Source organism: Enterobacter sp. LU1 (assembly GCF_008271405.2).
Taxonomy (GTDB): domain Bacteria; phylum Pseudomonadota; class Gammaproteobacteria; order Enterobacterales; family Enterobacteriaceae; genus Enterobacter; species Enterobacter hormaechei_C.
Map to the genome: position 1 here is coordinate 4,295,283 of NZ_CP043438.2, position 24,976 is coordinate 4,320,258.

29 protein-coding genes are annotated in these 24,976 nt (G+C 60.4%); 20 read left to right on the top strand and 9 right to left on the bottom strand.

Features of this window, described 5'->3' with window-relative positions; genetic code table 11:
• Positions 1-8: 8 nt before the first annotated feature.
• From FZF21_RS20605 to tusA, 3 genes are all read right to left on the bottom strand, one after another.
• A complete protein-coding gene (locus tag FZF21_RS20605) occupies positions 9-518 on the bottom strand; it encodes a TRAP transporter small permease (RefSeq protein ID WP_023295550.1) in 510 nt (169 codons plus the stop codon).
• A gap of 12 nt (positions 519-530) precedes the next feature.
• The gene (locus FZF21_RS20610; protein ID WP_047056087.1) at positions 531-1,502 is read right to left on the bottom strand and encodes a TRAP transporter substrate-binding protein; all 972 of its coding nucleotides are present in this window, start codon (positions 1,500-1,502) and stop codon (positions 531-533) included.
• Between the two features lie 233 nt (positions 1,503-1,735).
• Positions 1,736-1,978, bottom strand: coding sequence for a sulfurtransferase TusA (gene tusA / locus FZF21_RS20615; RefSeq protein WP_017693840.1), 243 nt, complete (start codon positions 1,976-1,978; stop codon positions 1,736-1,738).
• 169 nt (positions 1,979-2,147) lie between these two features.
• Between tusA and FZF21_RS20620 the strand changes: the two genes are divergently transcribed.
• From FZF21_RS20620 to acpT, 20 genes are all read left to right on the top strand, one after another.
• The gene (locus FZF21_RS20620) at positions 2,148-2,813 is read left to right on the top strand and encodes a 7-cyano-7-deazaguanine/7-aminomethyl-7-deazaguanine transporter (RefSeq protein ID WP_003861274.1); all 666 of its coding nucleotides are present in this window, start codon (positions 2,148-2,150) and stop codon (positions 2,811-2,813) included.
• Positions 2,814-2,885: 72 nt separating this feature from the next.
• Positions 2,886-3,443, top strand: coding sequence for a DcrB family lipoprotein (locus tag FZF21_RS20625; RefSeq protein ID WP_003861272.1), 558 nt, complete (start codon positions 2,886-2,888; stop codon positions 3,441-3,443).
• Positions 3,444-3,578: 135 nt separating this feature from the next.
• Positions 3,579-4,628, top strand: a complete 1,050-nt coding sequence (locus FZF21_RS20630; protein ID WP_149121158.1) for an AI-2E family transporter — start codon at positions 3,579-3,581, stop codon at positions 4,626-4,628.
• A gap of 125 nt (positions 4,629-4,753) precedes the next feature.
• Positions 4,754-5,476: a beta-ketoacyl synthase chain length factor gene (locus FZF21_RS20635; protein WP_017384119.1), complete on the top strand. Its 723-nt coding sequence runs from the start codon at positions 4,754-4,756 to the stop codon at positions 5,474-5,476.
• Entirely contained in the window at positions 5,473-6,288 is an 816-nt protein-coding gene (locus FZF21_RS20640) for a lysophospholipid acyltransferase family protein (RefSeq protein ID WP_032649758.1), read from the top strand. Before FZF21_RS20635 ends, FZF21_RS20640 begins: the two co-directional genes overlap by 4 nt.
• Positions 6,269-6,526, top strand: a complete 258-nt coding sequence (locus FZF21_RS20645) for a phosphopantetheine-binding protein (RefSeq protein ID WP_003861263.1) — start codon at positions 6,269-6,271, stop codon at positions 6,524-6,526. Before FZF21_RS20640 ends, FZF21_RS20645 begins: the two co-directional genes overlap by 20 nt.
• Positions 6,527-6,537: 11 nt before the next feature.
• Positions 6,538-6,789, top strand: coding sequence for an acyl carrier protein (locus FZF21_RS20650; RefSeq protein WP_003861262.1), 252 nt, complete (start codon positions 6,538-6,540; stop codon positions 6,787-6,789).
• The gene (locus FZF21_RS20655; protein ID WP_017693837.1) at positions 6,761-7,360 is read left to right on the top strand and encodes a hypothetical protein; all 600 of its coding nucleotides are present in this window, start codon (positions 6,761-6,763) and stop codon (positions 7,358-7,360) included. The genes FZF21_RS20650 and FZF21_RS20655 overlap by 29 nt, the downstream gene beginning before the upstream one ends.
• Positions 7,353-8,699 (top strand): AMP-binding protein, encoded by a 1,347-nt coding sequence (locus FZF21_RS20660; RefSeq protein ID WP_064489879.1) that lies wholly within the window; start codon positions 7,353-7,355, stop codon positions 8,697-8,699. Before FZF21_RS20655 ends, FZF21_RS20660 begins: the two co-directional genes overlap by 8 nt.
• On the top strand, positions 8,686-9,036 hold the full coding sequence (locus FZF21_RS20665) for a hydroxymyristoyl-ACP dehydratase (RefSeq protein WP_017693835.1): 351 nt from the start codon (positions 8,686-8,688) through the stop codon (positions 9,034-9,036). Before FZF21_RS20660 ends, FZF21_RS20665 begins: the two co-directional genes overlap by 14 nt.
• A complete protein-coding gene (locus tag FZF21_RS20670) occupies positions 9,027-10,718 on the top strand; it encodes a glycosyltransferase (RefSeq protein WP_149121157.1) in 1,692 nt (563 codons plus the stop codon). Before FZF21_RS20665 ends, FZF21_RS20670 begins: the two co-directional genes overlap by 10 nt.
• Positions 10,719-10,721: 3 nt before the next feature.
• On the top strand, positions 10,722-11,144 hold the full coding sequence (locus FZF21_RS20675) for a thioesterase family protein (protein ID WP_006812302.1): 423 nt from the start codon (positions 10,722-10,724) through the stop codon (positions 11,142-11,144).
• The gene (locus FZF21_RS20680) at positions 11,141-11,746 is read left to right on the top strand and encodes an outer membrane lipoprotein carrier protein LolA (RefSeq protein ID WP_063931884.1); all 606 of its coding nucleotides are present in this window, start codon (positions 11,141-11,143) and stop codon (positions 11,744-11,746) included. Before FZF21_RS20675 ends, FZF21_RS20680 begins: the two co-directional genes overlap by 4 nt.
• The gene (locus FZF21_RS20685) at positions 11,715-14,036 is read left to right on the top strand and encodes an MMPL family transporter (protein ID WP_149121156.1); all 2,322 of its coding nucleotides are present in this window, start codon (positions 11,715-11,717) and stop codon (positions 14,034-14,036) included. The genes FZF21_RS20680 and FZF21_RS20685 overlap by 32 nt, the downstream gene beginning before the upstream one ends.
• The gene (locus FZF21_RS20690) at positions 14,033-14,611 is read left to right on the top strand and encodes a DUF3261 domain-containing protein (RefSeq protein ID WP_149121155.1); all 579 of its coding nucleotides are present in this window, start codon (positions 14,033-14,035) and stop codon (positions 14,609-14,611) included. Before FZF21_RS20685 ends, FZF21_RS20690 begins: the two co-directional genes overlap by 4 nt.
• 1 nt (position 14,612) lies before the next feature.
• Complete coding sequence (locus FZF21_RS20695) at positions 14,613-15,779, top strand: beta-ketoacyl-[acyl-carrier-protein] synthase family protein (RefSeq protein WP_017384110.1); 1,167 nt, start codon at positions 14,613-14,615, stop codon at positions 15,777-15,779.
• The gene (locus FZF21_RS20700; protein WP_094314641.1) at positions 15,776-16,252 is read left to right on the top strand and encodes a 3-hydroxy-fatty acyl-ACP dehydratase; all 477 of its coding nucleotides are present in this window, start codon (positions 15,776-15,778) and stop codon (positions 16,250-16,252) included. The genes FZF21_RS20695 and FZF21_RS20700 overlap by 4 nt, the downstream gene beginning before the upstream one ends.
• Entirely contained in the window at positions 16,246-16,977 is a 732-nt protein-coding gene (locus tag FZF21_RS20705; RefSeq protein ID WP_026094333.1) for a 3-ketoacyl-ACP reductase FabG2, read from the top strand. Before FZF21_RS20700 ends, FZF21_RS20705 begins: the two co-directional genes overlap by 7 nt.
• Entirely contained in the window at positions 16,974-18,203 is a 1,230-nt protein-coding gene (locus FZF21_RS20710; RefSeq protein WP_017384107.1) for a beta-ketoacyl-ACP synthase, read from the top strand. Before FZF21_RS20705 ends, FZF21_RS20710 begins: the two co-directional genes overlap by 4 nt.
• Before the next feature lie 2 nt (positions 18,204-18,205).
• Positions 18,206-18,799 carry a 4'-phosphopantetheinyl transferase AcpT gene (gene acpT, locus FZF21_RS20715; RefSeq protein WP_149121154.1) on the top strand — a complete coding sequence of 198 codons (594 nt, stop codon included), beginning with the start codon at positions 18,206-18,208 and terminating at the stop codon, positions 18,797-18,799.
• Here the strand turns inward: acpT and arnF are convergent.
• Genes arnF through arnC form a run of 6 tightly spaced genes read right to left on the bottom strand, consistent with a single transcriptional unit; the run spans position 18,771 to position 24,975 of the window.
• Positions 18,771-19,154, bottom strand: a complete 384-nt coding sequence (gene arnF, locus FZF21_RS20720) for a 4-amino-4-deoxy-L-arabinose-phosphoundecaprenol flippase subunit ArnF (protein ID WP_149121153.1) — start codon at positions 19,152-19,154, stop codon at positions 18,771-18,773. The genes acpT and arnF overlap by 29 nt on opposite strands.
• Positions 19,151-19,474 (bottom strand): 4-amino-4-deoxy-L-arabinose-phosphoundecaprenol flippase subunit ArnE, encoded by a 324-nt coding sequence (arnE, locus tag FZF21_RS20725; protein ID WP_015571497.1) that lies wholly within the window; start codon positions 19,472-19,474, stop codon positions 19,151-19,153. The genes arnF and arnE overlap by 4 nt, the downstream gene beginning before the upstream one ends.
• Positions 19,474-21,117, bottom strand: coding sequence for a lipid IV(A) 4-amino-4-deoxy-L-arabinosyltransferase (arnT, locus tag FZF21_RS20730; RefSeq protein ID WP_015571498.1), 1,644 nt, complete (start codon positions 21,115-21,117; stop codon positions 19,474-19,476). Before arnT ends, arnE begins: the two co-directional genes overlap by 1 nt.
• Positions 21,114-22,016 (bottom strand): 4-deoxy-4-formamido-L-arabinose-phosphoundecaprenol deformylase, encoded by a 903-nt coding sequence (gene arnD, locus FZF21_RS20735; protein WP_045142170.1) that lies wholly within the window; start codon positions 22,014-22,016, stop codon positions 21,114-21,116. Before arnD ends, arnT begins: the two co-directional genes overlap by 4 nt.
• A complete protein-coding gene (gene arnA / locus FZF21_RS20740; protein ID WP_015571500.1) occupies positions 22,013-23,995 on the bottom strand; it encodes a bifunctional UDP-4-amino-4-deoxy-L-arabinose formyltransferase/UDP-glucuronic acid oxidase ArnA in 1,983 nt (660 codons plus the stop codon). Before arnA ends, arnD begins: the two co-directional genes overlap by 4 nt.
• Positions 23,992-24,975: an undecaprenyl-phosphate 4-deoxy-4-formamido-L-arabinose transferase gene (arnC, locus tag FZF21_RS20745; RefSeq protein WP_017693824.1), complete on the bottom strand. Its 984-nt coding sequence runs from the start codon at positions 24,973-24,975 to the stop codon at positions 23,992-23,994. The genes arnA and arnC overlap by 4 nt, the downstream gene beginning before the upstream one ends.
• Position 24,976 lies beyond the last annotated feature (1 nt).

Here is a 24,976-nt window from a genome sequence, read left to right on the forward strand (position 1 = left end):
TTCACCCCTTAACTGTGATTGCCGATCAGCACGACCGGACGGTTTTCCTGCGAGCCAAACAGCAGGCGTTCAAGCACAAACAGGATCAAAATGGCCGATCCGACAGGTAGCGGCAGATAGCTTTCGCCGGAGGTCAGAAGCGGAAACTCCGCCACCGGCTGCTCCCACAGCTCGACGCACAGCCAGTAGCTGTACCAGCACATCAGGCCTGAAATCATCAGCATCAGCAGATCCACCATCCGCGCGCACACTCTTTGCAGCGACGCGGGCAGGCGGTCGGTGAGCATGTTGACCGCAATATGCGACCCGGCGCGGTAGCTCACCGCCGCGCCGATAAAGGTAAACGTCACCATGCAGATAATGGCGATCGGCTCCGGCCAGGATTCGCCGCGATTAAGCACGTAGCGTGAAAAAATGCCGATGGGGATGACAATCGTCATCACCAACAGCGAAATACCCGCCACCGCCATGGCGAACAGATACAGACGGTCCATCCACTTCAGGTAGAGTTCGGACATACGTACTCCGGTTTACTGGACGTCAGCGATGGCTTTCATCAGATCCTGATGCTTATCGCCATACTGCGCGCGCACCGGCTCTGTCGCCTTGATAAACACCGTTTTATCGATGTCGTGGAACTGCACCCCGCCGGCCTTCATTTTCGCCAGCGCCTGGTCGTTATACGCATTCCACAGCTTGCGCTGCTCGAACTGCGCTTCGCGGGCCAGCGCCAGGATCTTTTGCTGTTCGTCAGCGCTGAGCTTGTCCCATTTCACTTTGGAATAGAGCAGCATTTCCGGGGTGATGAAGTGGCCGCTCAGCGTGTAGTTTTTGGCGACCGGCATATAGTTGTGGGCGATAAAGGTTGGCGGGTTGTTCTCCGCGCCGTCGATCACCCCGGTCTGCATGCCGCTGTAAACCTCGCTGACGCCCATCGCCACCGAGTTCGCCCCCATCGCTTTCAGCGTGGCCAGCGCCACCGGGCTGCCCTGCACGCGGATTTTCTTCCCTTTCAGATCGTCCGGTTTGACGATCGGCTCTTTGGTGATCAGGTTACGGGTGCCGGAATCCATCCAGCCAAGGAAGACCAGACGCGATTTCGGGTTGGCGGTGAGTTTGTCGCCGATCTGCTTGCCGATATCCCCGTCGATCACCTTGTGCATGTGGTCTTCATCGCGGAATACGTAGGGCAGCGTAAACACTTCGATATCCGGCAGAATGGCAGCCACCGGCGCCATAGAGACGCGGATCATGTCGATCGCCCCCATCTGCGCCTGCTCAATCATCTGCTTTTCATCCCCCAGCACGCCGCCGGGGAAGACCTTAATCTCCAGCTTGCCATCGGTTTGTTGTTTGAGTTTTTCACCCATGTGCTGAACCGCCACCACGTTCGGGTAGCCTTCGGGATGCACATCGGCGGCTTTGATGGTCTGGGCAGAAACGGAGCAGGCAAAAGCAGACAGGCACAGCGCGGCCAGTAACGGCTTGAGGGTCGTTTTCATTGAGTCAACTCCAGGGTAGTGAGATAAGCGTTAAAACGATGTTTTAGTTTTTGACGCTTAAAAATTAGACTACGGCTGGAAAAGGGAGGGTGAAGCGCCTCACAAAAGCGCGAAATTTTGAAACGATGGTTCGAAATTGTGATGAGTACTTGTCGGGTGGCGGCTGCGCCTTACCCGACCTACTACACCCGTAGGCCCGTGCAAGCGAAGCGCCGCCGGGCATCAGGCCGCACTTACCCCTTACGAATCAAATACCGGTACGGCAAGGTCTCGGTTTGCTGCGCCACCAGTTCATGTTCCATAAAGGTACAAAAGCCGGGGATATCACGGGTGGTAGCCGGGTCATCGGCGACGATCAGCAGCGTTTCGCCGGTCTGCATGTTGCGCACGGTTTTGCGCACCATCATTACCGGCTCCGGGCAGCGGAGGCCCTGAGCATCAAGCGTGTGGTCTGGGCTGGAAAACAGGTCGGTCATTTTCTTCTCGTTCAGGTAAAAACGGCTGTAGTTTACGCCCCGCTATCGCCAATGCAAACCAGGTTAACGATTGCGTGAAAATTAGCCATTGCAAAGTGTCGTCAAAGCAGTATCATGCGGCGGCTTTATTGGGTTCCCTCACCCCAAATATTAATCAAAAAGGTACAATATGAACTCCTTTACACAATCGCAGCGCGTCAAGGCGTTGTTCTGGCTTTCGCTATTTCATCTGCTGGTGATCATCTCCAGTAACTATCTGGTACAGCTCCCCATCTCCATTTTTGGTTTCCATACCACCTGGGGCGCGTTCAGTTTCCCGTTTATTTTCCTTGCCACGGATTTAACCGTGCGTATTTTTGGCGCACCGCTGGCGCGGCGGATTATTTTTGCGGTGATGATCCCGGCACTGTTTGTCTCCTACGCCATCTCCTCGCTGTTTTACATGGGCAGCTGGCAGGGCTTCGAAGCGCTGACGCACTTCAACCTGTTCGTCGCGCGTATTGCCACCGCCAGCTTTATGGCTTATGCCCTGGGGCAGATCCTCGATGTCCACGTGTTTAACCGCCTGCGTCAAAACCATCGCTGGTGGATGGCACCAACGGCCTCCACGCTGTTCGGTAACGTGAGCGATACGCTGGCCTTCTTCTTCATCGCCTTCTGGCGCAGCCCGGACGCCTTCATGGCAGAACACTGGATGGAAATCGCTCTGGTGGACTACGCCTTTAAGGTGCTTATCAGCCTGGTTTTCTTCCTGCCGATGTACGGCGTGCTGTTGAATATGCTGCTGAAAAGGCTGGCGGATAAATCTGAAATCTCCGCATTGCAGGCAGGTTAAGGGTTCGCTTTATCAGTTGTGATAAGATGAACGAATGAGCCGTTATGGCCGTTTATCGAAAGGAAGAAGTCAATGCGCAATCTGGTTAAATATGTCGGGATTGGCCTGCTGGTTGTTGGCCTTGCAGCCTGTGATAACAGCGACACCAAAACGCCTGCTCAGGGCGCGTCAGCAGAAAGCAACGCCACCGGTCAGCCGGTGAGCCTGATGGATGGCAAACTCAGTTTCTCTCTGCCTGCGGACATGACCGACCAGAGCGGTAAGCTGGGTACCCAGGCGAACAATATGCACGTCTATTCCGATGCCACCGGCCAAAAAGCGGTGATTGTGATCGTCGGTGACGATACCAGCGAAGATCTGGGCGTGCTGGCCAAACGCCTGGAAGATCAGCAGCGCAGCCGCGACCCGCAGCTTCAGGTGGTCACCAACAAGTCTGTTGAACTGAAAGGCCACACGCTGCAACAGCTGGACAGCATCATCTCTGCCAAAGGCCAGACCGCGTACTCCTCCGTGGTGCTCGGCAAGGTGGACAATAAACTGCTGACCATGCAGATCACCCTGCCGGCAGACAATCAGCAGAAAGCGCAGACCGCCGCTGAAAACATCATTAACACCCTTGTGATCCAGTAATCGTTCACCAGGATGCCGTGGCCTCCGTCGCTTGCGCCGGGGGCCATTTTTTTGCCACGACTTTCAGACTAACACGCCAGACGAAGCCCATCCGGCGCACTACAATTAACACGCCCCCCGGAAAAAGGAATTCTTATGACTGCCAGCCCGCCCGACAAAGCCGGACTTCATATTTTATTAAAACTTGCCTGCCTGGTGGTTATCCTTGCGGGTATCCACGCGGCGGCGGATATCATTGTTCAGCTTCTGCTGGCGCTGTTTTTCGCCATTGTGCTCAACCCACTAGTGACATGGTTTTTACGCCGGGGCATCAGCCGCCCGGTCGCGATTACCATCGTGGTGATGGTGATGCTGGTTGTCCTGACGGCGCTGTTCGGCGTGCTCGCCGCCTCGCTGAGCGAATTTTCCACCATGCTGCCGCAGTACAATAAAGAGCTGACGCGCAAGCTGGTCGATCTTCAGCGCACGTTGCCGTTCGTGAATCTGCATATCTCACCGGAACGGATGCTGCGTCGGATGGATTCCGAGAAGGTGATGACCTACGCCACCACGTTGATGACCGGGCTTTCCGGGGCAATGGCCAGCATTCTGCTGCTGGTGATGACGGTGGTGTTTATGCTGTTCGAAGTGCGCCACGTGCCGTATAAACTGCGTTTTGCCCTGAACAATCCTCAGATCCACATTGCCGGCTTGCACCGCGCGCTGAAGGGCGTATCCAAGTATCTGGCGCTGAAAACGCTGTTAAGCCTGTGGACCGGCGTGATCGTCTGGCTGGGGCTGGTACTGCTGGATGTGCAGTTCGCGCTGATGTGGGGCGTGCTGGCGTTTTTACTGAACTACGTACCCAATATCGGCGCGGTGCTTTCCGCCGTTCCGCCGATCATCCAGGCGTTCCTGTTTAACGGTTTTTATGAGTGCATGCTGGTAGGAGCGCTGTTCCTTGTCGTGCATATGGTGCTGGGTAACATTCTCGAGCCGCGCATGATGGGCCACCGTCTGGGCATGTCGACGATGGTGGTGTTTTTATCGTTACTGATCTGGGGATGGCTGCTGGGTCCGGTGGGCATGCTGCTCTCCGTGCCGCTCACCAGCGTCTGTAAAATCTGGATGGAAACCACGAAAGGAGGCAGTAAACTCGCCATTCTTCTGGGTCCGGGTCGGCCAAAAAGCCGTTTGCCGGGATAACCGGGTGGAAAGGGTCAAAAGTGACGTTTATTCGCCAGCGCGACGACAACATTGTACGATGTGCGCAGCAAATCGCGCTGGCGAAGAAAAAGTCACAGAAACAGGTTTATCGCGGACGCGCGTAGATGAAATTTACACTTACCCTTATCGACTGGCAGGCAAGAGCGCCAGGACTCAGCGATGCCGACGAATGGCAGGCATGGTCACGCCGGTCTGACGCCATCGATCCCGCTGCACCGCTGGCGAAACTGACCGATCTGCCGATGATGACCGCCCGCCGCCTGAATTCAGGCAGCAGGCTGGCCGTCGATCTTGGCCTGATGATGCTGCGCAAACACCGCATCGATGCCGTCGTCTACAGCAGCCGTCATGGGGAGCTGGAGCGCAATTTCCGTATTCTCCAGGCCCTGGCGGCAGAACAGCCCGTTTCCCCCACCGATTTTGCCATGTCGGTACACAACTCGGCGGTCGGCAATCTCACTATCGCCGCGCGTCAGCCTGTTGTCTCTTCGTCGGTTTCCGCCGGTATGGATACCTTCCAGCAGAGCTTGTGCGACGTGCTGAGCCTGCTGCATGCGGGCTACTCCCGCGTGTTGCTGGTGGATTTCGACGGTCTGCTGCCTGATTTTTATCACGCCGGGCTGCCGCCGCAGATGCCCGTCTGGCCCTACGCGCTGGCGCTGGTGATTGAGGCGGGAAATACGCTCAGCTGTGAAACGCACGTCAACCGCACGCCTGAAGAGCCCGCGCTGCCGCAAAGCCTCCAGTTCCTGCGCCATTACCTGCGGGACGAGCGCCAGTTTACCCTGCCGGGCGAGCGCCTGCTGTGGCAATGGACGCGCCAATGAGAGGGTTACGTTCCCGCCTCGATCGGATATGGCGGATGCTGATGACCGGATTGTGCTTCGTCCTGTTCGGCCTCGGCGGGCTGACGCTGTCGCTGGTGTGGTTTAACCTGCTGCTGATTTTCCAGCGCGACCGCACTCAACGTCGCCGCCTGGCACGCCGCACTATTTCTGCCAGTTTTCGCCTGTTCCTCGCGGTGGTACGCGGTGCAGGGGTACTGGATTACCGTTTCAACAACCTGGACGTTCTGCGCGCCGAGCGGGGCTGTCTGGTGATTGCGAATCATCCCTCGCTGCTGGACTACGTTCTGCTGGCGTCGGTGATGAACGAAACCGACTGTCTGGTGAAAAGCGCGTTGCTGCGTAACCCGTTCGTCAGCGGCGTGATCCGCGCGGCTGACTATCTGATTAACAGCGAAGCCGACACGCTGCTTGCCGCAAGCCAGCTGCGTCTGGCCCAGGGCGACACCCTGCTTATCTTCCCTGAAGGCACCCGCACCCGGGTGGGGGAAGCCATGACCCTGCAACGTGGGGCGGCGAATATCGCCGTTCGCTGCAACAGCGCCGTGCGCGTGGTGGTGATCCACTGTAGTGAACGGATGCTGGATAAACAGAGCAGCTGGTATAACGTGCCCCCCAACAAACCTGTTTTCACCGTGGATGTTCGCGAACGCATCAACATTCATGATTTTTATGATGCGAGTCAGCACGAACCCGCGCTGGCAGCAAGGCAGTTAAACCGGCATATGCAGCATCAATTAACAACCGGTCTTCAATCTTTGTCAGGAACGAAAGATGCAAGCGCTCTATCTTGAAATTAAGAATCTCATTATCTCTACGCTGAATCTGGAAGAACTTACCCCAGAGGATATTGATACAGACGCCGCGCTCTTTGGCGACGGCCTCGGTCTGGACTCAATCGACGCCCTTGAGCTGGGTCTGGCGGTAAAAAATCAGTACGGCGTAGTGCTTTCTGCCGAAAGTGACGAGATGCGTCAGCACTTCTATTCCGTTGCCACGCTCGCGGCTTTTATCCATCAACAACGCGCCTGAGAATGACCGCTATGACAGAACAACAAACGATTTATCAGGAAGTCTCTGCGCTTCTTATTACGCTGTTTGAAATCGCCCCAGAGGATATTACCCCTGAGGCACGTCTTTACGAGGATCTGGACCTCGACAGCATTGATGCCGTCGATATGGTGGTGCACCTGCAAAAGAAAACGGGCCATAAAATCAAGCCCGAAACCTTCAAAGCGGTGCGCACGGTGCAGGACGTCGTGGACGTTGTGGAACAGCTTCAGCGCGACGCGTAACGTGCGTTCGATTCCAGTTCTTCCCGCCCTGACGGGGCTGATGCTGCTGGCATGGCCGTTTTTGATCGGCTTCGGGCTGGCGAATAATAGCCTGCACGGGATACTGCCCGTGATGGCGCTGGTGCTGCTGTTGCGCGTCTGCCAGGCCCGTCGGCAGGGCGGCCCCCTGCGTTATCTGTTCGTGAGCGTGGCGCTGGCCGGCATAGCGCTTTGCGCGGCGAGCTACGTCCTGCACGCTCACCAGTGGGTGCTGTTATATCCGGTGGTGGTGAATCTGGTGATGCTGGTGGTGTTTGGCGGTTCGCTGTGGACGGCAATGCCTGTCGTTGAACGGCTGGCGCGCCTGCGTGAACCGGATCTCTCCCCCGTCGGGGTACGTTACACGCGCCGGGTTACCCAGGTCTGGTGCGGCTTTTTTATTATCAACGGGGCGATCGCGCTGTTTACCGTATTACACGCCGATATCCGTCTGTGGACGCTGTGGAATGGGATGATTGCCTATCTCCTGATGGGCACGCTGATGGCTGGCGAGTGGCTGGTGCGACAACGGGTGATGAAAAACGATGCTTAACCCTCTTCCGCTTAGCCAGTGGCTCAGTGCGCCCCGCCCTGACAACACCCCTGTCGCCTGGCAGGACGACCGCCTCTGGACGCTTGGCGATCTGCGCCACGACGTCACTCAGCTGGTCGACACGCTGCGTCGTGAAGATGGCGAACGCTGGGCGTTGTGCATCGAAAACGGTTATCTGTTTATTGTCGCGCTGCTGGCGACGCTGCATGCGGGTAAAACGCCGGTCCTCCCCGGGCACAGCCGGGCGGCGCAGCTTAACGAACAGCGGGCGCTGTTCAGCGGCGTCCTGAGCGACACCACGCTCGATTTTCAGGGGCGACAGCTGCGGGTGGCTTCCGCGCAGCGGGCAGGCCATCCCTTTTCACCGCTGCCAGCCATCGGTGAGACGCGCACGATCGAGCTTTACACCTCCGGCTCGACCGGCACGCCGCAGCGGGTAAGTAAGCCGGTGGTCAGCCTTGATCGTGAGGCTCGTCTGCTGGCGGCGCATTTTGGCGAGCGTCTGGCGGGCTGTCACGTCGTGGCTTCCGTGGTGCTGCACCACCTGTATGGCCTGACGTTTCGTGTTGTCTTACCCATGGCGCTCGGCCTGCCGCTGCATGCCAGCCTGCTCAACTATGCCGAGCAGCTCTCTGCCCTTCCCGACGATAAACGCTACCTTTTCATCAGCAGTCCGGCGTTTCTCAAGCGGCTGGACGCGTCGCTGACGCCGCCCCCCGTCAACCTGCTCGTCTCCGCCGGCGGCGCGCTGCCCTGGCAGGAGGTCGCCGCGGTTCAGGCCTGGCTCAACGTCTGGCCGGATGAAATATACGGCAGCACGGAAACGGGCGTAATGGCCTGGCGCTACCGTCAGGAGGAAAGCACGCGCTGGCAGCCTTTCCCCGGCGTGGCGTTTCACGGCGATCGCGTGACGTCGCCGCTGATCCCCGAGGCGGAGGGAATCGTGCTGGATGATATCCTGCACTTCACGGCTGACGGGCAGTTCAGCCTCGTCGGGCGTCGTGGTCGGGTGGTCAAAATTGAAGATAAGCGCATTTCACTCGATGACATTGAGCACCGCCTGCTGGCGCTGGACGGCATCCGCGAGGCCGCCGCGCTGACGGTGACGCGCGGCGGGCGTCAGGGCATTGGCGTATTGCTGGTGCTGAATGAAGCGGTGCGTCAGCAACACGAACAGAGCAAAACAGCGCAGGAGCTCGCCTGGCGACGCGCCCTTCGCCCCTGGCTTGAACCGGTTGCCGTACCGCGCTACTGGCGGATCGTTGATGAAATCCCGGTCAACAGCATGAACAAGCGCGTGACTGCGCAGCTACAGGAGTTGTTTCATGAAGATCCCTGAAATCGGGCGCCTCCAGCCCGATCCACAGCATCTGGAGATAACCTTTTATCTTGATCCTGACCTGCTCTGGTTTAAGGGACATTTCGCCGTACAGCCGCTGCTGCCGGGCGTGGCGCAGCTCGACTGGGTGATGCATTACGCCGCCGCGCTGGCGTCGGGCTACCGTTTTCACAGTATTCAGAACGTGAAGTTCGCCGCCCCGCTGTTGCCGGAGAACACGGTCACGCTGCTCCTTGCCTGGCAGCCTGAACGCCAGTTGCTGACCTTTAGCTACCAGCGCCATGCGGGTAACGAGCGCCACACCGCCAGCAGCGGGAAGATTCGCTTATGTCAGTAACCTTCCGTCCCTGCGTGCTGATCCCCTGCTACAACCACGGGGCGATGATGGCTTCGGTGCTGGCGCGCCTGGCGCCTTTCGATCTGCCCTGTCTGGTGGTGGACGACGGCAGCGATGAAACCACGCGCCGCACGCTTGAAGCGCTGGCGGCGGATCGTCCGCAGATGACACTGCTGCGGCTGGCCGAAAACAGCGGCAAAGGCGCGGCGGTGATGCAGGGGCTGAAAGCCTGCGCCGATCGCGGCTTCAGCCACGCCGTTCAGGTGGACGCTGACGGCCAGCACGCTATCGAGGACATTCCCAAACTGCTGGCGCTGGCCGGGCGTCATCCCGATGCGCTCATTTCCGGGCAGCCCGTTTACGATGACTCAATCCCCCGTTCGCGCCTGTACGGGCGCTGGATAACGCACGTCTGGGTCTGGATTGAAACCCTCTCCCTGCAACTGAAAGACAGTATGTGCGGGTTTCGCGTTTACCCGATAGCCCCGGTTCTGCGCCTTGCAGCAACCACGCCGCTCGGCAGGCGAATGGATTTTGATACCGAAGTGATGGTGCGCCTCTACTGGCAGGGCAACACCAGCTATTTTCTGCCCACCCGCGTAACCTATCCGCCGGACGGGGTATCCCATTTCGATGCCCTGAAAGACAACGTGCGCATCTCGTTGATGCATACCCGTCTGTTTCTCGGCATGCTGCCGCGCATTCCTTCCCTGCTGATGCGTCGCCGCTCGCAGCACTGGGCGCAGCAGCAGGAGGTAAAAGGATTATGGGGCATGCGCCTGATGCTGCGCGTCTGGCAGTTGCTGGGGCGTAAGGCGTTTACCGCCCTGCTGTGGCCGGTTACCGCCGTCTACTGGCTGACCGCCCGCTCTGCGCGTCAGGCGTCGCAGCAGTGGCTGGCGCGGGTTAAAACGGTGATGGCACAGCGGCAAATGCCGCCCCTCGCGCGGCTTAACAGTTTTTCCCACTTCCTGCGCTTCGGTCATGCCATGCTGAATAAAGTGGCCAGCTGGCGCGGCGAAATGAAACTCCATCGCGATCTGGTCTTTGCGCCAGGCGCGCAGGAGGCGCTGGGGCTCGACGATCCTCAGGGCAAACTGCTGCTCGCGTCGCATCTTGGCGATGTGGAAGCCTGCCGGGCGCTGGCCCAGCGCGAAGGGGCAAAAACCATCAACGCGCTGGTCTTTAGCGACAACGCCAGACGTTTTAAGCAGGTGATGGAGGAGATGGCGCCGCAGGCGGGCATTCACCTGATGCCGGTCACCGACATTGGCCCGGAGACTGCGATCCTCATTAAAGAGAAGCTGGATCGCGGCGAATGGGTGGCGATCGTGGGCGATCGCATCGCCGTCACCCCGCAGCGCGGCGGTAGCTGGCGGGTGATATGGAGCGAATTTATGGGCCAGCCCGCGCCGTTCCCGCAGGGGCCGTTTATCCTGGCGTCCATTTTGCGCTGCCCGGTGGTGCTGATTTTTGCCCTCTGTCAGCAGGGAAAGCTGACCCTGCACTGCGAGCCGTTTGCCGACCCGCTGCTGCTGCCGCGCGGCGAACGCCAGCAGGCGCTACAGCAGACCGTCGACCGCTATGCGCAGCGGCTGGAGCATTACGCGCTCTTGTCGCCGCTCGACTGGTTTAATTTTTTCGATTTCTGGCAGCTGCCAGAGGTCAACGAGAAGGAGTAAAGGGTGCTGACCGATCCCCGCTTTACGGCTGAAGTTGAAATCACCGTTCCGTTCCACGACGTCGATATGATGGGCGTGGTGTGGCACGGCAACTACTTCCGCTACTTTGAGATTGCCCGCGAAGCGCTGCTCAACCAGTTTGATTACGGCTATCGCCAGATGAAAGCGTCCGGCTACGTCTGGCCGGTGGTGGATACCCGGGTGAAATACCGCGACGCGGTGACCTTCGAGCAGCGCATTCGCGTCCGCGCCCACATTGAAGAGGTTGAAAACCGTCTGCGCATCGCCTATCAAATCTTCGACGCGCAAACCGGGAAACGCACCACCACCGGCTACACGATTCAGGTGGCGGTGGAAGAAGCAAGCCGGGAGATGTGCTTTGTCAGCCCGGCCATTCTGTTCGAACGCATGGGGATCGCGCCATGAAATGGATAACGCTACTCGCGCTGCTGGTAAGCCCGCTGGTGAACGCGATCACGCTGGATGAACTGCAACAGCGGTTTGCGGAGCAACCAGTGGTACGCGCACACTTCGAACAGACCCGCACGATCAAGGACATGCCTCAGCCCCTGCGCTCGCAGGGGGAGATGCTGATCGCCCGTGACAATGGCCTGCTGTGGGATCAAAAAGCGCCGTTCCCGATGACGCTGCTGCTGGATGACAAACGGATGGTGCAGATCGTCAACGGTCAGTCGCCGCAGACCATTACCGCCGACACTAACCCGCAGATGTTCCAGTTCAACCATCTGCTGCGGGCGCTGTTCGAGGCCGACCGCAAGGTGCTGGAAGAGAACTTCCGCGTCGATTTCAAAGACCTGGGCGAAGGCCGCTGGTCGCTGGTGCTGACGCCCGTCACCACGCCGCTGGACAAGATTTTCTCTACCCTTGATTTGAAGGGCGCGATCTATCTGGAATCCATTCGCCTGAACGATAAGCAGGGCGACACGACGGATATCGCCCTCTCCCGCCACCAACTGACGCCCGCCCGCCTGACCGATGCAGAACGCCAGCGCTTTGCCGCACCGTAACGCCCTGCGCCCGGCGCTGCTGTGGGCCGCGGTATGCCTGATCCTGCTGGGCGTGCTGCTGTCGCTGCTGCCCGGCGCGCGGCTGAACAGCAGCGTGCTCGCCATGCTGCCGAAACAGACGCTCGGCGCGATCCCTCCCGCTCTCAACGACGGATTTATGCAGCGCCTCGACCGCCAGCTCATCTGGCTGGTCAGCCCCGGCAAACAGCCGGACCCGCGCGTGGCGCAGCAGTGGTTAACCCTGCTGCAACGCAGCCAGGCGCTGAGTGTCGTAAAAGGTCCGCTGGATGCCGCCGGGCAACAGGCCTGGGGAGATTTCTTCTGGCAACACCGCAATGGCCTGGTCGATCCGGCCACCCGCGCCCGCCTGCAAAACGGCGGTCAAGCACAGGCCCAGTGGATCCTGTCCCAGCTCTACTCCGCCTTTTCCGGCGTGAGCGGCAAGGAGCTGCAAAACGATCCGCTGATGCTGATGCGCGGCGCGCAGCTCGCGCTGGCGAAAAACAGCCAGAAGATGCAGCTGATGGACGGCTGGCTGGTGACAAAAGATGCGGCCGGGAACTACTGGTATCTGCTGCACGGCGAGCTGGCGGGCTCATCGTTTGATATGCAGCAAACCCACCAGCTGGTGACCACCCTTAACGCGTTGCAGCAGACGCTGAAAAGCCAGTATCCACAGGCGCAGCTGCTCTCGCGCGGGACGGTGTTCTACAGCGATTACGCCAGCCAACAGGCTAAAAACGATATTTCCACGCTTGGCGTCGCCACGGTGCTCGGGGTGATCCTGCTGATTGTGTCGGTGTTTCGCTCCGTGCGTCCGCTGCTGCTGAGCCTGCTCTCCATTGCCATCGGCGCGCTGGCGGGGACGGTCGTGACGCTGCTGCTGTTCGGTGAACTGCACCTGATGACGCTGGTGATGAGCATGAGCATCATCGGCATCTCGGCGGACTATACGATTTACTACCTCACGGAGCGGATGGTGCACGGCGCGGAACACTCGCCCTGGCAAAGCCTGGCGAAAGTACGTAACGCGCTGCTGCTGGCGCTGCTGACCACCGTCGTGGCGTATCTCTTCATGATGCTGGCCCCCTTCCCCGGCATTCGTCAGATGGCGGTGTTCGCCGCCGCAGGGTTGAGCGCCTCGTGCCTGACGGTAATGTTCTGGCATCCGTGGTTATGTCGGGGCATGCCGGTCCGCCCGGTCCCCCTGAGAGGGATGATGCAGCGCTGGCTGAACGCCTGGCGCGACAGTAAACCCCTCTCTGTCGGGCTGCCGGTAGCGCTGGCGCTGCTCTCCGCCATCGGGATCGCCAGCCTGCGGGTGGATGACGATATCGCCCGGCTTCAGGCGCTGCCGCAGGACATTCTGGCGCAGGAAAAAACCATCACCGCCCTGACCGGGCAAAATGTCGATCAGAAGTGGTTCGTGGTGTACGGCGCGTCGGCTCAGGAAACGCTGGAGCGGCTGGAGGCGTTTACCCCGGCGCTGGCGCAGGCGCAAAAAGCCGGTGAATTAACCCGCTGGCGCACCCTGCCGCTGAACTCGCTGGCGCGGCAGAACAGCGATCTGCATCTTCTGCGTAACGCCGCACCGACGGTGATGAAAATGCTGCAAAGCACGGGGCTGAACGCCGTCCCACCGAACCTGAACGCCATGCCTGTCAGCGTGGAAGCATGGCTCGCCAGCCCGGCCAGCGAGGGCTGGCGTTTGCTGTGGCTGACGTTGCCGGACGGCAAAAGCGGTGTGCTGGTCCCGGTCGATGGCGTCAGAAACAGCGCCGCGCTCGGTGAGCTGGCCGCCCGCCATCCCGGGGTCGTCTGGGTTGACCGTAAGGCCAGCTTCGACAGCCTGTTTGCGCTCTACCGCTCGCTGCTGACGGGGCTGCTGGGCGTGGCGCTGGCGGTGATTGCCTGCGGCGCGATGCTACGCCTCGGCTGGCGAAAAGGGCTGGTGGCGCTGGTGCCGTCCGTGCTGTCGCTGGGCGGCGGGCTGGCGGCGCTGGCCGTGACGGGCCATCCGGTGAACCTGTTTTCCCTGCTGGCGCTGGTGCTGGTCCTCGGCATTGGCATTAACTACACGCTGTTTTTCAGCAACCCGCGCGGCACGCCGCTGACCTCCATGCTGGCGATTACCCTCGCCATGATGACTACCCTGCTGACGCTGGGGATGCTGGTGTTCAGCACCACTCAGGCCATCAGCAGCTTTGGCATTGTGCTGGTGAGCGGTATCTTCACCGCGTTCCTGCTCGCCCCGCTGGCGATGCCGTCTAACAAAGAGAACTTACCATGACCCGTTTCATTCGCCTGGCGGCAGTGATGATGGCCCTGTTGCTGGCGGGGTGTAGCCATACGACGAACCGCGATGACGCGCGCCCTCAGGCCTGGCTCCAGCCCGGCACCCGCGTCACGCTGCCCCCGCCGGGCATCACGCCTGCCATCCGCGCGCAGCAGTTGCTTACCGGCAGTTTTAAAGGCCAGACCCAGTCGCTGCTGGTGATGCTGAACGCCGACGGAAATAAAGTGACGCTTGCCGGCCTCTCTTCCGTCGGGATCCGCCTGTTCCTCGCCACCTACGACAACACCGGGATCCACACCGAACAGTCGGTTGTGATGCCGCAGCTGCCGCCAGCCAGCCAGGTGCTGGCCGACGTGATGCTGAGCCACTGGCCACTCAGCGCCTGGCAGCCGCAGTTGCCGAAAGGCTGGACGCTGAACGATACTGACACCAGACGCGAACTGCGCAACCCCGAGGGCAAACTGGTCACGGAAATTGTCTACCTGAACCGTAACGGCAGGCGCGAACCGATTAGCATTGTGCAGCACGCTTTTCACTACCACATCACCATTCAATATCTGGGTGACTGAGATGATTTACCTTTCTGCCGTTGGCATGGTCAACGCGCTCGGCAACTCGGCTGATGAAATAGCGGCAAACCTGATCGCTGGCGTGGCCCCCGGGATGCGCCAGCGTGCGGGCTGGCTACAGGGCTTACCCGAGGCCGTGCTGGGAGGTGTGGAGGGTGAACTACCCCCTGTCCCCGAGTCTTTTTCCGCCCATCGCAGCCGTAACAACCAGCTGCTGCTGGCGGCGCTGGCGCAAATCCGGCCCGCCGTCGATGCGGCCATTGCGCGCGTAGGGCGCGACCGCGTGGCGGTTGTGCTGGGCACCAGCACCTCCGGGCTGGACGAGGGTGATGAGTACGTGCGCCGCGCGCAAAACGGCGAGAGCAGCCCGCAGTGGCAATATCCGCAGCAGGAGCTGGGCGATCCGTCGCGCTTTCTCGCCCGCTGGCTTGCGCTGGACGGCCCGGCGTATACCATCTCAACCGCCTGCTCCTCCAGCGCGCGGGCGATCGTCAGCGGTCGTCGCCTGATTGACGCCGGGCTGGTGGACGTCGCCATCGTCGGCGGGGCCGACAGCCTGAGCCGCATGCCGGTCAACGGCTTCAACAGCCTGGAGTCCTTCTCCCCAACCCTGTGCGAACCGTTTGGCCGCCACCGTCGGGGGATCACCATTGGCGAAGCGGCGGCACTGATGGTGCTGACCCGCGAGCCGGGCGAGGTTGCGCTCCTGGGCGCGGGGGAATCCAGCGATGCGTACCATATTTCCGCCCCGCATCCGCAGGGCGAAGGTGCGATCCGCGCCATCAACCAGGCGCTGAACGAGGCGGGCATGACGGCGGCGGACGTCGGCTATATCAACCTGCACGGCACCGCCACGCCGCTGAACGATCGCATTGAGGCGCAGGTGATCCACGATCTCTTTGGCGACCGCGTGCCGTGCAGCTCCACGAAACATCTTACCGGCCACACGCTGGGCGCAGCGGGGATCACCGAGGCCGCCCTGAGCTGGCTGATCCTGACCCGAGATCTGCCGCTGCCGCCGCAGGATTTTTCCCGCTACGCGCCAGACGACACCCTGCCCGCCTTCGGCCTGCTGCACCAGAGCGCACCGCTGAATAAACCGGCGATCCTGTCAAACTCCTTTGCGTTTGGCGGCAACAACGCCAGCCTTCTGCTGGGGAGGGTATGATGCGCTACTTACCTCCCGGGGATTATCTTCCTCACGACACGCCGATGCTGCTGCTTGAGAGTGTGGAAAACGTCACCGATGACCGCGCCGTTTGCAGCGTGACGGTGAACGATCGGGGCGTTCTGGCTCCGTTCCTGGACGCGGACGGCAACCTGCCTGGCTGGTTTGCGCTGGAGCTGATGGCCCAGACCGTGGGCGTCTGGTCTGAATGGCACCGGATGCAAAAAGGGCTGCCGCACTGTGCGCTGGGCATGGTGCTGGGCGCGCGCGAGCTGGTGTGCGACGCAGGGCATTTTGCCGCAGGCTGCACGCTGACCATCACCATCGAACGTCTGATGCAGGATGAACGCTTTGGCAGCTTCGAGTGCGCCATTCATGCGGATAATGTCTCCCTCGCCACGGGCCGCGTGAACACCTTCCAGCCGAGCGAGGATGAATTAACCACACTTTTCAACCAGGGAACACCATCATGAGATCCGTACTGGTCACTGGCGCCAGCAAAGGCATTGGCCGCGCTATCGCCCTTCAGCTTGCGGCGGACGGTTTCACCGTCGGCGTGCATTACCATCGTGATGAAGCGGGCGCGCAGGAGACGCTGGAAGCGATTGTCCAGGCAGGCGGCGCGGGCCGTTTACTCACCTTCGACGTGGGCAACCGCGAGCAGTGCCGCACGGTGCTGGAACAGGAGATCGCTGACCACGGCGCGTGGTATGGCGTGGTCAGTAACGCCGGTATTACCCGCGACGGTGCTTTTCCGGCGCTCAGCGACGATGACTGGGACAGCGTGATCCACACCAATCTCGACAGTTTTTATAACGTCATTCATCCCTGCATTATGCCGATGATCGGCACCCGCAAGGGCGGGCGGATCATCACCCTGTCGTCGGTGTCAGGCATTATGGGCAACCGTGGGCAGGTGAACTACAGCGCGGCGAAAGCCGGGATCATCGGCGCCACCAAAGCGCTCGCCACCGAGCTGGCAAAACGCAAAATCACCGTCAACTGCATCGCGCCGGGGCTGATCGATACCGGCATGATCGAGATGGACGAAGCCGCACTGCACGCGGCGATGTCGATGATCCCGATGCAGCGTATGGGCCAGGCCGAGGAGGTCGCCGGGCTGGCGAGTTACCTGATGTCGGATAAAGCAGGCTATGTGACGCGTCAGGTGATTTCGATTAACGGAGGCATGCTATGACCCGCCGGGTAGTGATTACGGGCATGGGCGGCGTCACCGCGTTCGGCGAGGACTGGCCGACCATCTCGCGCCGTCTGCGCGAGTATGAAAATGCGGTGCGTACCATGACGGAGTGGCAGGCGTATGACGGCCTGCAAACCCTGCTCGCCGCGCCGATTGAAGATTTCACTCTCCCCGCTCACTATACCCGTAAGCGCATTCGCGCCATGGGCCGGGTGTCGCTGCTCTCTACCCGCGCCACCGAGCTGGCGCTGGAGCAGGCGGGACTGATCGACGACGCGGTGCTGACCAACGGTCAGACCGGCATCGCCTACGGCTCGTCGACCGGCAGCACCGGGCCGGTCAGCGAGTTTGCCTCTATGCTCACCGAAAAGCACACCCACAACATCACCGGCACCACCTACGTGCAGATGATGCCGCACACCACGGCGGTGAATACCGGGCTGTTCTTTGGCCTGCGCGGACGGGTGATCCCCACCTCGAGCGCCTGTACCTCTGGCAGCCAGGCGATTGGCTACGCCTGGGAAGCGATTCGTCACGGCTACCAGACGGTGATGGTGGCAGGCGGCGCGGAAGAGCTGTGCCCGTCGGAAGCGGCGGTTTTCGATACCCTGTTTGCCACAAGCCAGCGTAACGACGCGCCAAAAACCACGCCGTCGCCGTTTGACGTTCAGCGCGATGGCCTGGTGATTGGCGAAGGGGCGGGCACGCTGGTGCTGGAAGCGCTGGATCACGCCAGAGCGCGCGGGGCGACAATCTATGGCGAGATCGTGGGCTTTGCCACCAACTGCGATGCGGCGCACATCACCCAGCCCCAGCGTGAAACCATGCAGGTGTGTATGGCGCAGTCGCTGGCGATGGCGGGCCTTGGCCCTCAGGAGATTGGCTACATTTCTGCCCACGGCACGGCAACCGATCGCGGGGATATCGCCGAAAGTCAGGCGACCGCCGCCATTTTCGGCGACAGCGTGCCCATCTCTTCCTTAAAGAGTTATTTCGGCCATACCCTGGGTGCCTGCGGCGCGCTGGAAGCCTTGCTGAGTCTGCACATGATGCGGGAGGGCTGGTTCACGCCAACGCTCAATTTAAGACAACCGGATGAGCAATGCGGCGCTTTAGATTATATTATGGGGGAAACCCGCCCGATTGATTGCGAATTTATTCAGAGCAATAACTTTGCCTTTGGCGGCATCAATACCTCGATAATCATTAAACGCTGGGCGTAACTATGTACCAGTTTGTACTGGGAAAGATCTCCACCCTTAGCGCGGACCCGCTGGCGTCAACGCTCGCAGACATGGCACCTCAGGGTGCACGACACGCTTCCTGGCTTGCAGGCCGGACGCTGCTCGCCAGAACCTTATCCCCCTCACCGCTTCCCGAGATAATTTACGGCGAGCAGGGAAAACCGGCCTTCGCTAACGGCCATCCTCTGTGGTTTAACCTGAGCCACAGCGGGGACGACATTGCCCTGCTGATGAGCGATGAAGGTGAAGTGGGCTGCGATATCGAAGTGATCCGCCCGCGGGAAAACTGGCAGGCGCTGGCGAATGCCGTTTTCAGCCTCACCGAACATGACGAGCTGGAACGTGAAGCGCCGGAAGAGCAGCTTTCCGCATTCTGGCGCATCTGGACGCGCAAAGAGGCGATCGTCAAACAGCGTGGCGGCAGCGCGTGGCAGATTGTCAGTATTGACAGCACCGCCCAGGCCCTCCCGGTCAGTCAGCTACGCTTCGGCTCGCTGAGCCTGGCGGTCTGTACCACTACGCCTTTCACCTTAACGGCGGAAGCGGTTACTTACTCCGGTATTTCTGCGGCATAAAAATGACCAGCACACCGAGTATAATCAAGCCGACGCCCGCCAGCCCGCGCCAGGAAAAGTATTCTCCCCAGCCGGGCAGTAAAATTGCAGCACTCCACACCAGGATGTAACTGAGGCTCAGCAAGGCATACGCTTTGCTGAGCGCCATACGATGCAATGCCAGATACCAGCAGCCCATTGAGGCGCAATAGCCTGTCAGCCCCAGCATCAGCGCGCCCGTACCGGGGGCTATATGCCAGAGGGCTGCCCAGAAAGCGTCGCCCATCGGGGGCAGCGTTACCATCGCATGACGCAGCAGCAGCTGCGCCACGCTGACTAACACTACGCTGCATAACGCCCAACACGTACCGTTCACAGGCTTCCTCCCAGCAAAATAACCCCGACGATAATCAACCCGACGCCCAGCCAGTGACGTAGCGGGACAGGCTCATGCCAGACGATTTTTGCCGCCAGCGTTACCCAGACAAAGTTAAGGCTCAGCATGGGGTACGCCACCCCGACGGGCAGATGCTGCAATACCACCAGCCAGGCAACCATCCCGCCACCCAGCATCAGCAGGGCCAGCCCAAGCCACAGGGCGACCTGCTGACCGCCGCCTGCCCGGGTCGCCTGTTTCTGGCACAGTTGACCTGCGCAGCTCAACAGGCTTGCCAGCACCAGCCAGATCCAGGCCATCACTGCGGCAGATATTGCAGGTAAGCCAGACGCCCCTGAATCGTCAGGTTGTCCGGTTTTGGCAGCCCGGCGCGGGCCAGGTCGTCGTTTTTCGACAGCAGGATCACCAGCGACACCGGTCCCTGCTGACGATGCGCTTCAAGCCAGTGCGCGATATCATCTTTGCTCACAAAACGCCCCTTAGCGTCCGGATAATCCAGGCCGTATTTCAGCTCACCGCTCTGCCCATACAAAATGATGTCATTACGCTGAAGCTCCCACGCCAGCCCGGAGGCTATACCAACGTTGTTCGCCAGGACGAATTTACTCATCTGCAATGGCTCGCGAACGGAATCCACCAGCGACTGCGGCTGTTTGGAATCCACTACCCGGTCCGGGATCGCAAAACCCACCAGCAGGGCCAGCCCGGCAGGGCAAAGCGCCGCCAGCCACCAGCGCTGCGGATTTTTAAGGGTAAACCAGCCCACCGAGGCCCAGACCAGAAACGCCACCACGGCACAGAAGACTTTGTACAATTCGACCGGTGTCCAGACCGGATGTTTAGCAAGCCCCCATGGCGATACCACCAGCGCCGCCAGCATGCCAAGCACGCCAAACGCGATATTGATCCCACCGTTAATACGTAACGCTTTTTCGGCGACGGTGCAGGCGTAGCGCGCCATCAGGATCGCCAGCGGCGCAAAGCACGGCAGGATATAGGTCGGCAGCTTGCCTTTGGCGATGCTGAAGAACAGCAGCGGCATCACTATCCAGCCCAGCAGATAAAGCCCCGCCCTCTCGTTTTCTCTGTCTCGCCATCCCAGGCGCAGCGAGCCCGGCAGCATCGCCAGCCACGGCAGACTTCCCGCGATGAGGAACGGCAGATAGTACCAGAACGGCGCTTTATGCTGGGCATCGCTCCGGGCAAAGCGCTGGATATGCTCCACCCAGAAGAAGTAACGCCAGAAATCGGGTTCACGCTGAGCGATTGCCAGCCCCCAGGGCAGGACGATAAGTACGCAGCTGAGGATCGCCAGCCAGCCGAAAACCAGCACCTCCTTCCAGCGTCGTTGCGCAATCACCCACGGCAGCACGCCAATCACCGGTACCGCCAGCGCCAGGAAGCCTTTGGTCATGACGCCCATGCCGCAGGCCAGCCCCAGCAGAATGTAGCCCCCCGCTTTTCCGGCTATCGTTTTCGCCTGCGAAGCCAGCCAGAAGCTGCACATAGCCGCCACCAGCCAGAGGGTGATAATGGGATCCAGCACGGCGTAGGTGCCGATGCCATAGACCAGGAACAGGGTTAAGAAGATCAGGCCGGAGAAGATCGCCACCCGCTTATCCTGCCAGAGACGCCAGGCCAGCCAGATCACCAGCAGCGCCGTCAGCCCGGTGCAGAATATCGCCCCCGCGCGAACGGCAAAATTGGTGTGTCCAAATAGCCATTGCCCGATGCTGTTCACCCAGTAACCGGCAATGGGTTTTTCAAAGTAACGCAGCCCGAGGAAATGCGGGACCACCCAATCGCCGGAGGCCAGCATTTCGCGGCTGATTTCCGCATAGCGCGTCTCATCTGGCTGCCATAACAGGCGAAGGTTGACCGGAAGGAGGTAGTAAACGACAAACAGGGCGAGAAGCGTCAGGCCATAGCGGGCTGTTTTCATAGTGCCGGGCTCACGGTTTGTTGATAGCCAAGCCAGCCTTCCCGGCCAGCCATTTCACGACGGACGATTTTTCCCAGGGGCAGCGTGCCAGGATCCTCCGGCAACAGCTGGCTTAACGGGCAGAACTGAATGCCCTCCTGCGCCGCCAGCGCAAGCAACGCGTCAAAATCCTGCTGATACGCAATGCCTTCCACTTCGGCATGGATGGTATAAACCGGCGTACCGGCATCGCGGTGCATCGCATCCAGAATGTAACGGTTGAACCTGTCGGCACTCACCTCGCGCCCGACCACTTCATCCCACGTCGGAAGGGTGACCGGAATCTGCACCGTGCCGGTTCGGTTTTCCCCCAGCAGCGGTAAAAACGGTCCGGTGCCCCGGCAATCGCTGTTGTAGCGAAAGGCAAAGCGCTCTTTGGCCTTCACCACGCGCTGGTCGGCCCGCCATCCCGCCACGGCGGAACAGCGCACAGGCTGGCCGGTAATGGCTTCCAGCTCCAGCACGCCGCGCTCAACCTCACGCGCCAGGCGGGGGATATCCCACACGCCCGCCCAGGCCTGCCAGGCATGGTGATCCCAGGCGTGCAGCCCCACTTCATGATGCTGCGCGGCCTTGCAGATGATCGTTTCATTTTCCGCGCCGATGCGCCTGCCGGGCCATGCGGTTCCGGCCAGCAGGATATCCCAGCCGTAGAGCGATGCCGCGCGCGAGCGCAGCATTTTGTACAGAAAGGCCGGTTTAACCAGGCGCCACAGGTGACGCCCCATATTGTCTGGCCCGACGCTGAAGAAAAGCGTCGCGCGCACGTTGTGTTTGCTCAGCAACTCCAGCAGCCGCGGCACACCCTCGCGCGTGCCGCGAAAGGTGTCGACGTCAATGCGTAAACCGACCTTTTTCATGATGCCTGTTCCGACAGCTCCACGGTGCGCAGGAAGAAGTCGAGCGTTTCATCAATGGTCTGCTCCATCTTCACCGTCGGCGTCCAGTTCAGGCAGCGCTTCGCATTGCGGATGCTCGGCTTGCGGTGCTCAACGTCCTGATAACCCTTGCCGTAGTAGCTGCTGCTCTCCACTTCGCGGAAACCGGCAAACGGCGGGAACTGGCTGCGCAGCGGGTGACGTTCAAAGCTTGCCAGCAGCATTTCCGCCAGCTCGCGGATGCTCGCTTCGTTGTCCGGGTTACCGATGTTGATGATCTCTCCGTTACAGCGGCCGTCTTTGTTTTCGATGATGCGGAACAGCGCTTCAATACCGTCGCTGATATCGGTGAAGCAACGTTTCTGTTTGCCACCTTCAATCAGCTTAATGGGCGAACCTTCCACCAGGTTGAGGATCAGCTGGGTGATGGCGCGGGAGCTGCCGATACGCGCGGCGTTCAGGTTGTCCAGGCGCGGCCCCATCCAGTTAAACGGACGGAACAGGGTAAAGCGTAGCCCCTCTTTCTCGCCGTAGGCCCAAATCACGCGATCCAGCAGCTGCTTGGAGACGGAGTAGATCCAGCGCTGCTTGTTAATCGGCCCGACCACCAGACTGGAGGTGTCTTCATCGAAGTTATTGTCGGTACACATGCCGTACACTTCCGACGTCGACGGGAAGATGATGCGCTTATCGTATTTCACGCAGTCGCGGATAATCTTCAGGTTCTCTTCGAAATCGAGTTCGAACACGCGCAGCGGGTTACGGGTGTATTCAATCGGGGTGGCAATCGCCACCAGCGGCAGCACCACGTCACATTTTTTGATGTGGTACTCGATCCATTCGGAATGGATGCTGATGTCCCCTTCAACGAAGTGGAAACGGGGATTAGTGAGGAATCGACCGATCGCATCGGATCCGATATCGAGACCGTAGATCTCGTAATTGTCGTCTTCCAGCAGCCGTTCGGTCAGATGGTTACCGATAAACCCGTTCACGCCGAGGATTAAGACGCGCGTGCGGCGTTTGATCGCCACCACCGGCGCGCTGGTGATCAGCGCCCCCGCCACCAGCCCAAGAGACTGCGCCAGCTGCGCCCCCTGCACGTACAGCCCGTTATCCGTTTGTCCGGTGACGATCTCCAGCGCCTGCTCGCCGCAGCTCACAATCAGCGGAGAGACGGAGATGACGGTGCCCGGTTTTGCCGCCGGAATGTCCTCACGCACGCGGGATTTCCAGACGATAAATTTACTGACCCCGGCGAAGCTGTACGCGCCCGGCCACGGGTCGGTCACGGCGCGCACCAGGTTATGCAGCTGACGCGCCGGTTTCGCCCAGTCCAGTCGCCCGTCCTCCGGCGTGCGGCGACCAAAACTGCTTGCCTTGCTTTCGTCCTGCGCGGTTTCGGTAAAAGTCCCCTGACGGATCGTCGGCAGCGCGTCGCGAAGCAGGCTTTGCGCGGCGATGCAGAGCTTGTGGTGCAGCTCCAGCGCCGTTTCATCAGCGCCAATGCCCACTTTCAGCTGTGCCACGATACCGCCCGCATCGGCACGGCGTACCATTTTGTGCAGCGTTACGCCGGTTTCCGTTTCACCGTTAACCAGCGCCCAGTTCAGCGGCGCACGGCCACGGTAGGCAGGCAGCAGCGAGCCGTGCAGGTTAAATGCGCCTTTTGTCGCCACGCTCAGGATGTCGTCGCAAAGCAGATTGCGGTAGTAGAAAGAGAAAATCACGTCCGGCGCGAGTTTCTGAATGCGATCCACCCACAGCGGATGGTTCACATCGTCCGGGGCGTAAACCGGAATACCGTGTTCAGCCGCAATACGCGCCACCGAGCCGAAGAAGTGGTTTTCCCCGGCAACATCCGGATGGGTGAAGATGGCGGTAATGTCGAAGCCTGCGTCCAGCAAGGCTTGCGTGCCCGTGCAACCCATATCGTGATAGGCAAAGACGACGGTTTTCATGGGTGGTTTTCCTCCTGAGATGCCAGGTGCTCCTGACGGACAACACGTTGAATAAAATAGCGCGGACGCGCGCGAACATCGTTGTAAATACGGCCAATGTACTCACCCAGCAGACCCATACCGATGAACTGGGCGCCAATGAACGTGAACAGCACGGCAAACAGCATAAAGACCCCTTCCGCCGCCCACTGGGGACCAAAGACCAGCCGCAGAACGACCAGCAGAACGGAAAGCGCAAACCCGGCCAGCGCGATAACGCTGCCGAACACGCTCAACAGGCGCAGCGGCGTGGTGGTCAGGCAGGTGATCAGGTCGTACATCAGGTTGATCAGACGCATGAAGCTGTATTTTGACTCCCCGTGCTCGCGCTCGGCGTGCAGCACCGGGATCTCCGTCGCTTTACGGGCAAAGGTGTTCGCCAGAATCGGAATGAAGGTGCTGCGCTCGTGGCAGTGCAGCATGGCGTCGACGATGTGGCGGCGATAGGCGCGCAGCATGCAGCCGTAGTCGCCCATCGCTTTACCGGTGGTGCGCTGGATCAGACGGTTGATGGTGCGAGACGCCAGCTTACGGAACAGGCTGTCCTGGCGGTTTTGCCGCACGGTGCCGACCACGTCGTAGCCTTCGTCGGCTTTGGCGACCAGACGCGGGATCTCTTCCGGCGGGTTTTGCAGATCAGCATCCAGGGTGATCACCAGATCGCCCGTAACGTGGCTGAACCCGGCCATAATTGCCGAGTGCTGGCCGTAGTTACGGTTGAGCAGTACGGCAACAATGTGGCTGCCCTCCGCTTGCGCGGCGTCGGTCAGCATCCGCGCGGAGTCGTCGCTGCTGCCGTCGTCCACCAGCAGAATTTCATAAGCTTTGCCGAGCGTCTCGCAGGCGGCAGTCGTGCGGCGGATCAGTTCCGGCAGGCTCTCCTGCTCGTTATAGACCGGGATCACCACGGAAACTTTTTGTACAGGCGGCGCACTGAACATA

Excerpts from the sequence above, each read along its gene's own strand:
- FZF21_RS20695 (WP_017384110.1), top strand. The coding sequence starts at position 14,613 with ATGATTTACCTTTCTGCCGTTGGCATGGTCAACGCGCTCGGCAACTCG.
- FZF21_RS20710 (WP_017384107.1), top strand. The coding sequence starts at position 16,974 with ATGACCCGCCGGGTAGTGATTACGGGCATGGGCGGCGTCACCGCGTTC.
- FZF21_RS20625 (WP_003861272.1), top strand. The coding sequence starts at position 2,886 with ATGCGCAATCTGGTTAAATATGTCGGGATTGGCCTGCTGGTTGTTGGC.
- FZF21_RS20630 (WP_149121158.1), top strand. The coding sequence starts at position 3,579 with ATGACTGCCAGCCCGCCCGACAAAGCCGGACTTCATATTTTATTAAAA.
- FZF21_RS20645 (WP_003861263.1), top strand. The coding sequence starts at position 6,269 with ATGCAAGCGCTCTATCTTGAAATTAAGAATCTCATTATCTCTACGCTG.
- arnA (WP_015571500.1), bottom strand. The coding sequence starts at position 23,995 with ATGAAAACCGTCGTCTTTGCCTATCACGATATGGGTTGCACGGGCACG.
- FZF21_RS20605 (WP_023295550.1), bottom strand. The coding sequence starts at position 518 with ATGTCCGAACTCTACCTGAAGTGGATGGACCGTCTGTATCTGTTCGCC.
- FZF21_RS20670 (WP_149121157.1), top strand. The coding sequence starts at position 9,027 with ATGTCAGTAACCTTCCGTCCCTGCGTGCTGATCCCCTGCTACAACCAC.
- tusA (WP_017693840.1), bottom strand. The coding sequence starts at position 1,978 with ATGACCGACCTGTTTTCCAGCCCAGACCACACGCTTGATGCTCAGGGC.
- arnT (WP_015571498.1), bottom strand. The coding sequence starts at position 21,117 with ATGAAAACAGCCCGCTATGGCCTGACGCTTCTCGCCCTGTTTGTCGTT.
- arnC (WP_017693824.1), bottom strand. The coding sequence starts at position 24,975 with ATGTTCAGTGCGCCGCCTGTACAAAAAGTTTCCGTGGTGATCCCGGTC.
- FZF21_RS20690 (WP_149121155.1), top strand. The coding sequence starts at position 14,033 with ATGACCCGTTTCATTCGCCTGGCGGCAGTGATGATGGCCCTGTTGCTG.
- FZF21_RS20620 (WP_003861274.1), top strand. The coding sequence starts at position 2,148 with ATGAACTCCTTTACACAATCGCAGCGCGTCAAGGCGTTGTTCTGGCTT.
- FZF21_RS20680 (WP_063931884.1), top strand. The coding sequence starts at position 11,141 with ATGAAATGGATAACGCTACTCGCGCTGCTGGTAAGCCCGCTGGTGAAC.
- FZF21_RS20650 (WP_003861262.1), top strand. The coding sequence starts at position 6,538 with ATGACAGAACAACAAACGATTTATCAGGAAGTCTCTGCGCTTCTTATT.
- FZF21_RS20640 (WP_032649758.1), top strand. The coding sequence starts at position 5,473 with ATGAGAGGGTTACGTTCCCGCCTCGATCGGATATGGCGGATGCTGATG.
- FZF21_RS20660 (WP_064489879.1), top strand. The coding sequence starts at position 7,353 with ATGCTTAACCCTCTTCCGCTTAGCCAGTGGCTCAGTGCGCCCCGCCCT.
- FZF21_RS20700 (WP_094314641.1), top strand. The coding sequence starts at position 15,776 with ATGATGCGCTACTTACCTCCCGGGGATTATCTTCCTCACGACACGCCG.
- arnE (WP_015571497.1), bottom strand. The coding sequence starts at position 19,474 with ATGGCCTGGATCTGGCTGGTGCTGGCAAGCCTGTTGAGCTGCGCAGGT.
- FZF21_RS20665 (WP_017693835.1), top strand. The coding sequence starts at position 8,686 with ATGAAGATCCCTGAAATCGGGCGCCTCCAGCCCGATCCACAGCATCTG.
- FZF21_RS20635 (WP_017384119.1), top strand. The coding sequence starts at position 4,754 with ATGAAATTTACACTTACCCTTATCGACTGGCAGGCAAGAGCGCCAGGA.
- FZF21_RS20685 (WP_149121156.1), top strand. The coding sequence starts at position 11,715 with ATGCAGAACGCCAGCGCTTTGCCGCACCGTAACGCCCTGCGCCCGGCG.
- FZF21_RS20610 (WP_047056087.1), bottom strand. The coding sequence starts at position 1,502 with ATGAAAACGACCCTCAAGCCGTTACTGGCCGCGCTGTGCCTGTCTGCT.
- arnD (WP_045142170.1), bottom strand. The coding sequence starts at position 22,016 with ATGAAAAAGGTCGGTTTACGCATTGACGTCGACACCTTTCGCGGCACG.
- acpT (WP_149121154.1), top strand. The coding sequence starts at position 18,206 with ATGTACCAGTTTGTACTGGGAAAGATCTCCACCCTTAGCGCGGACCCG.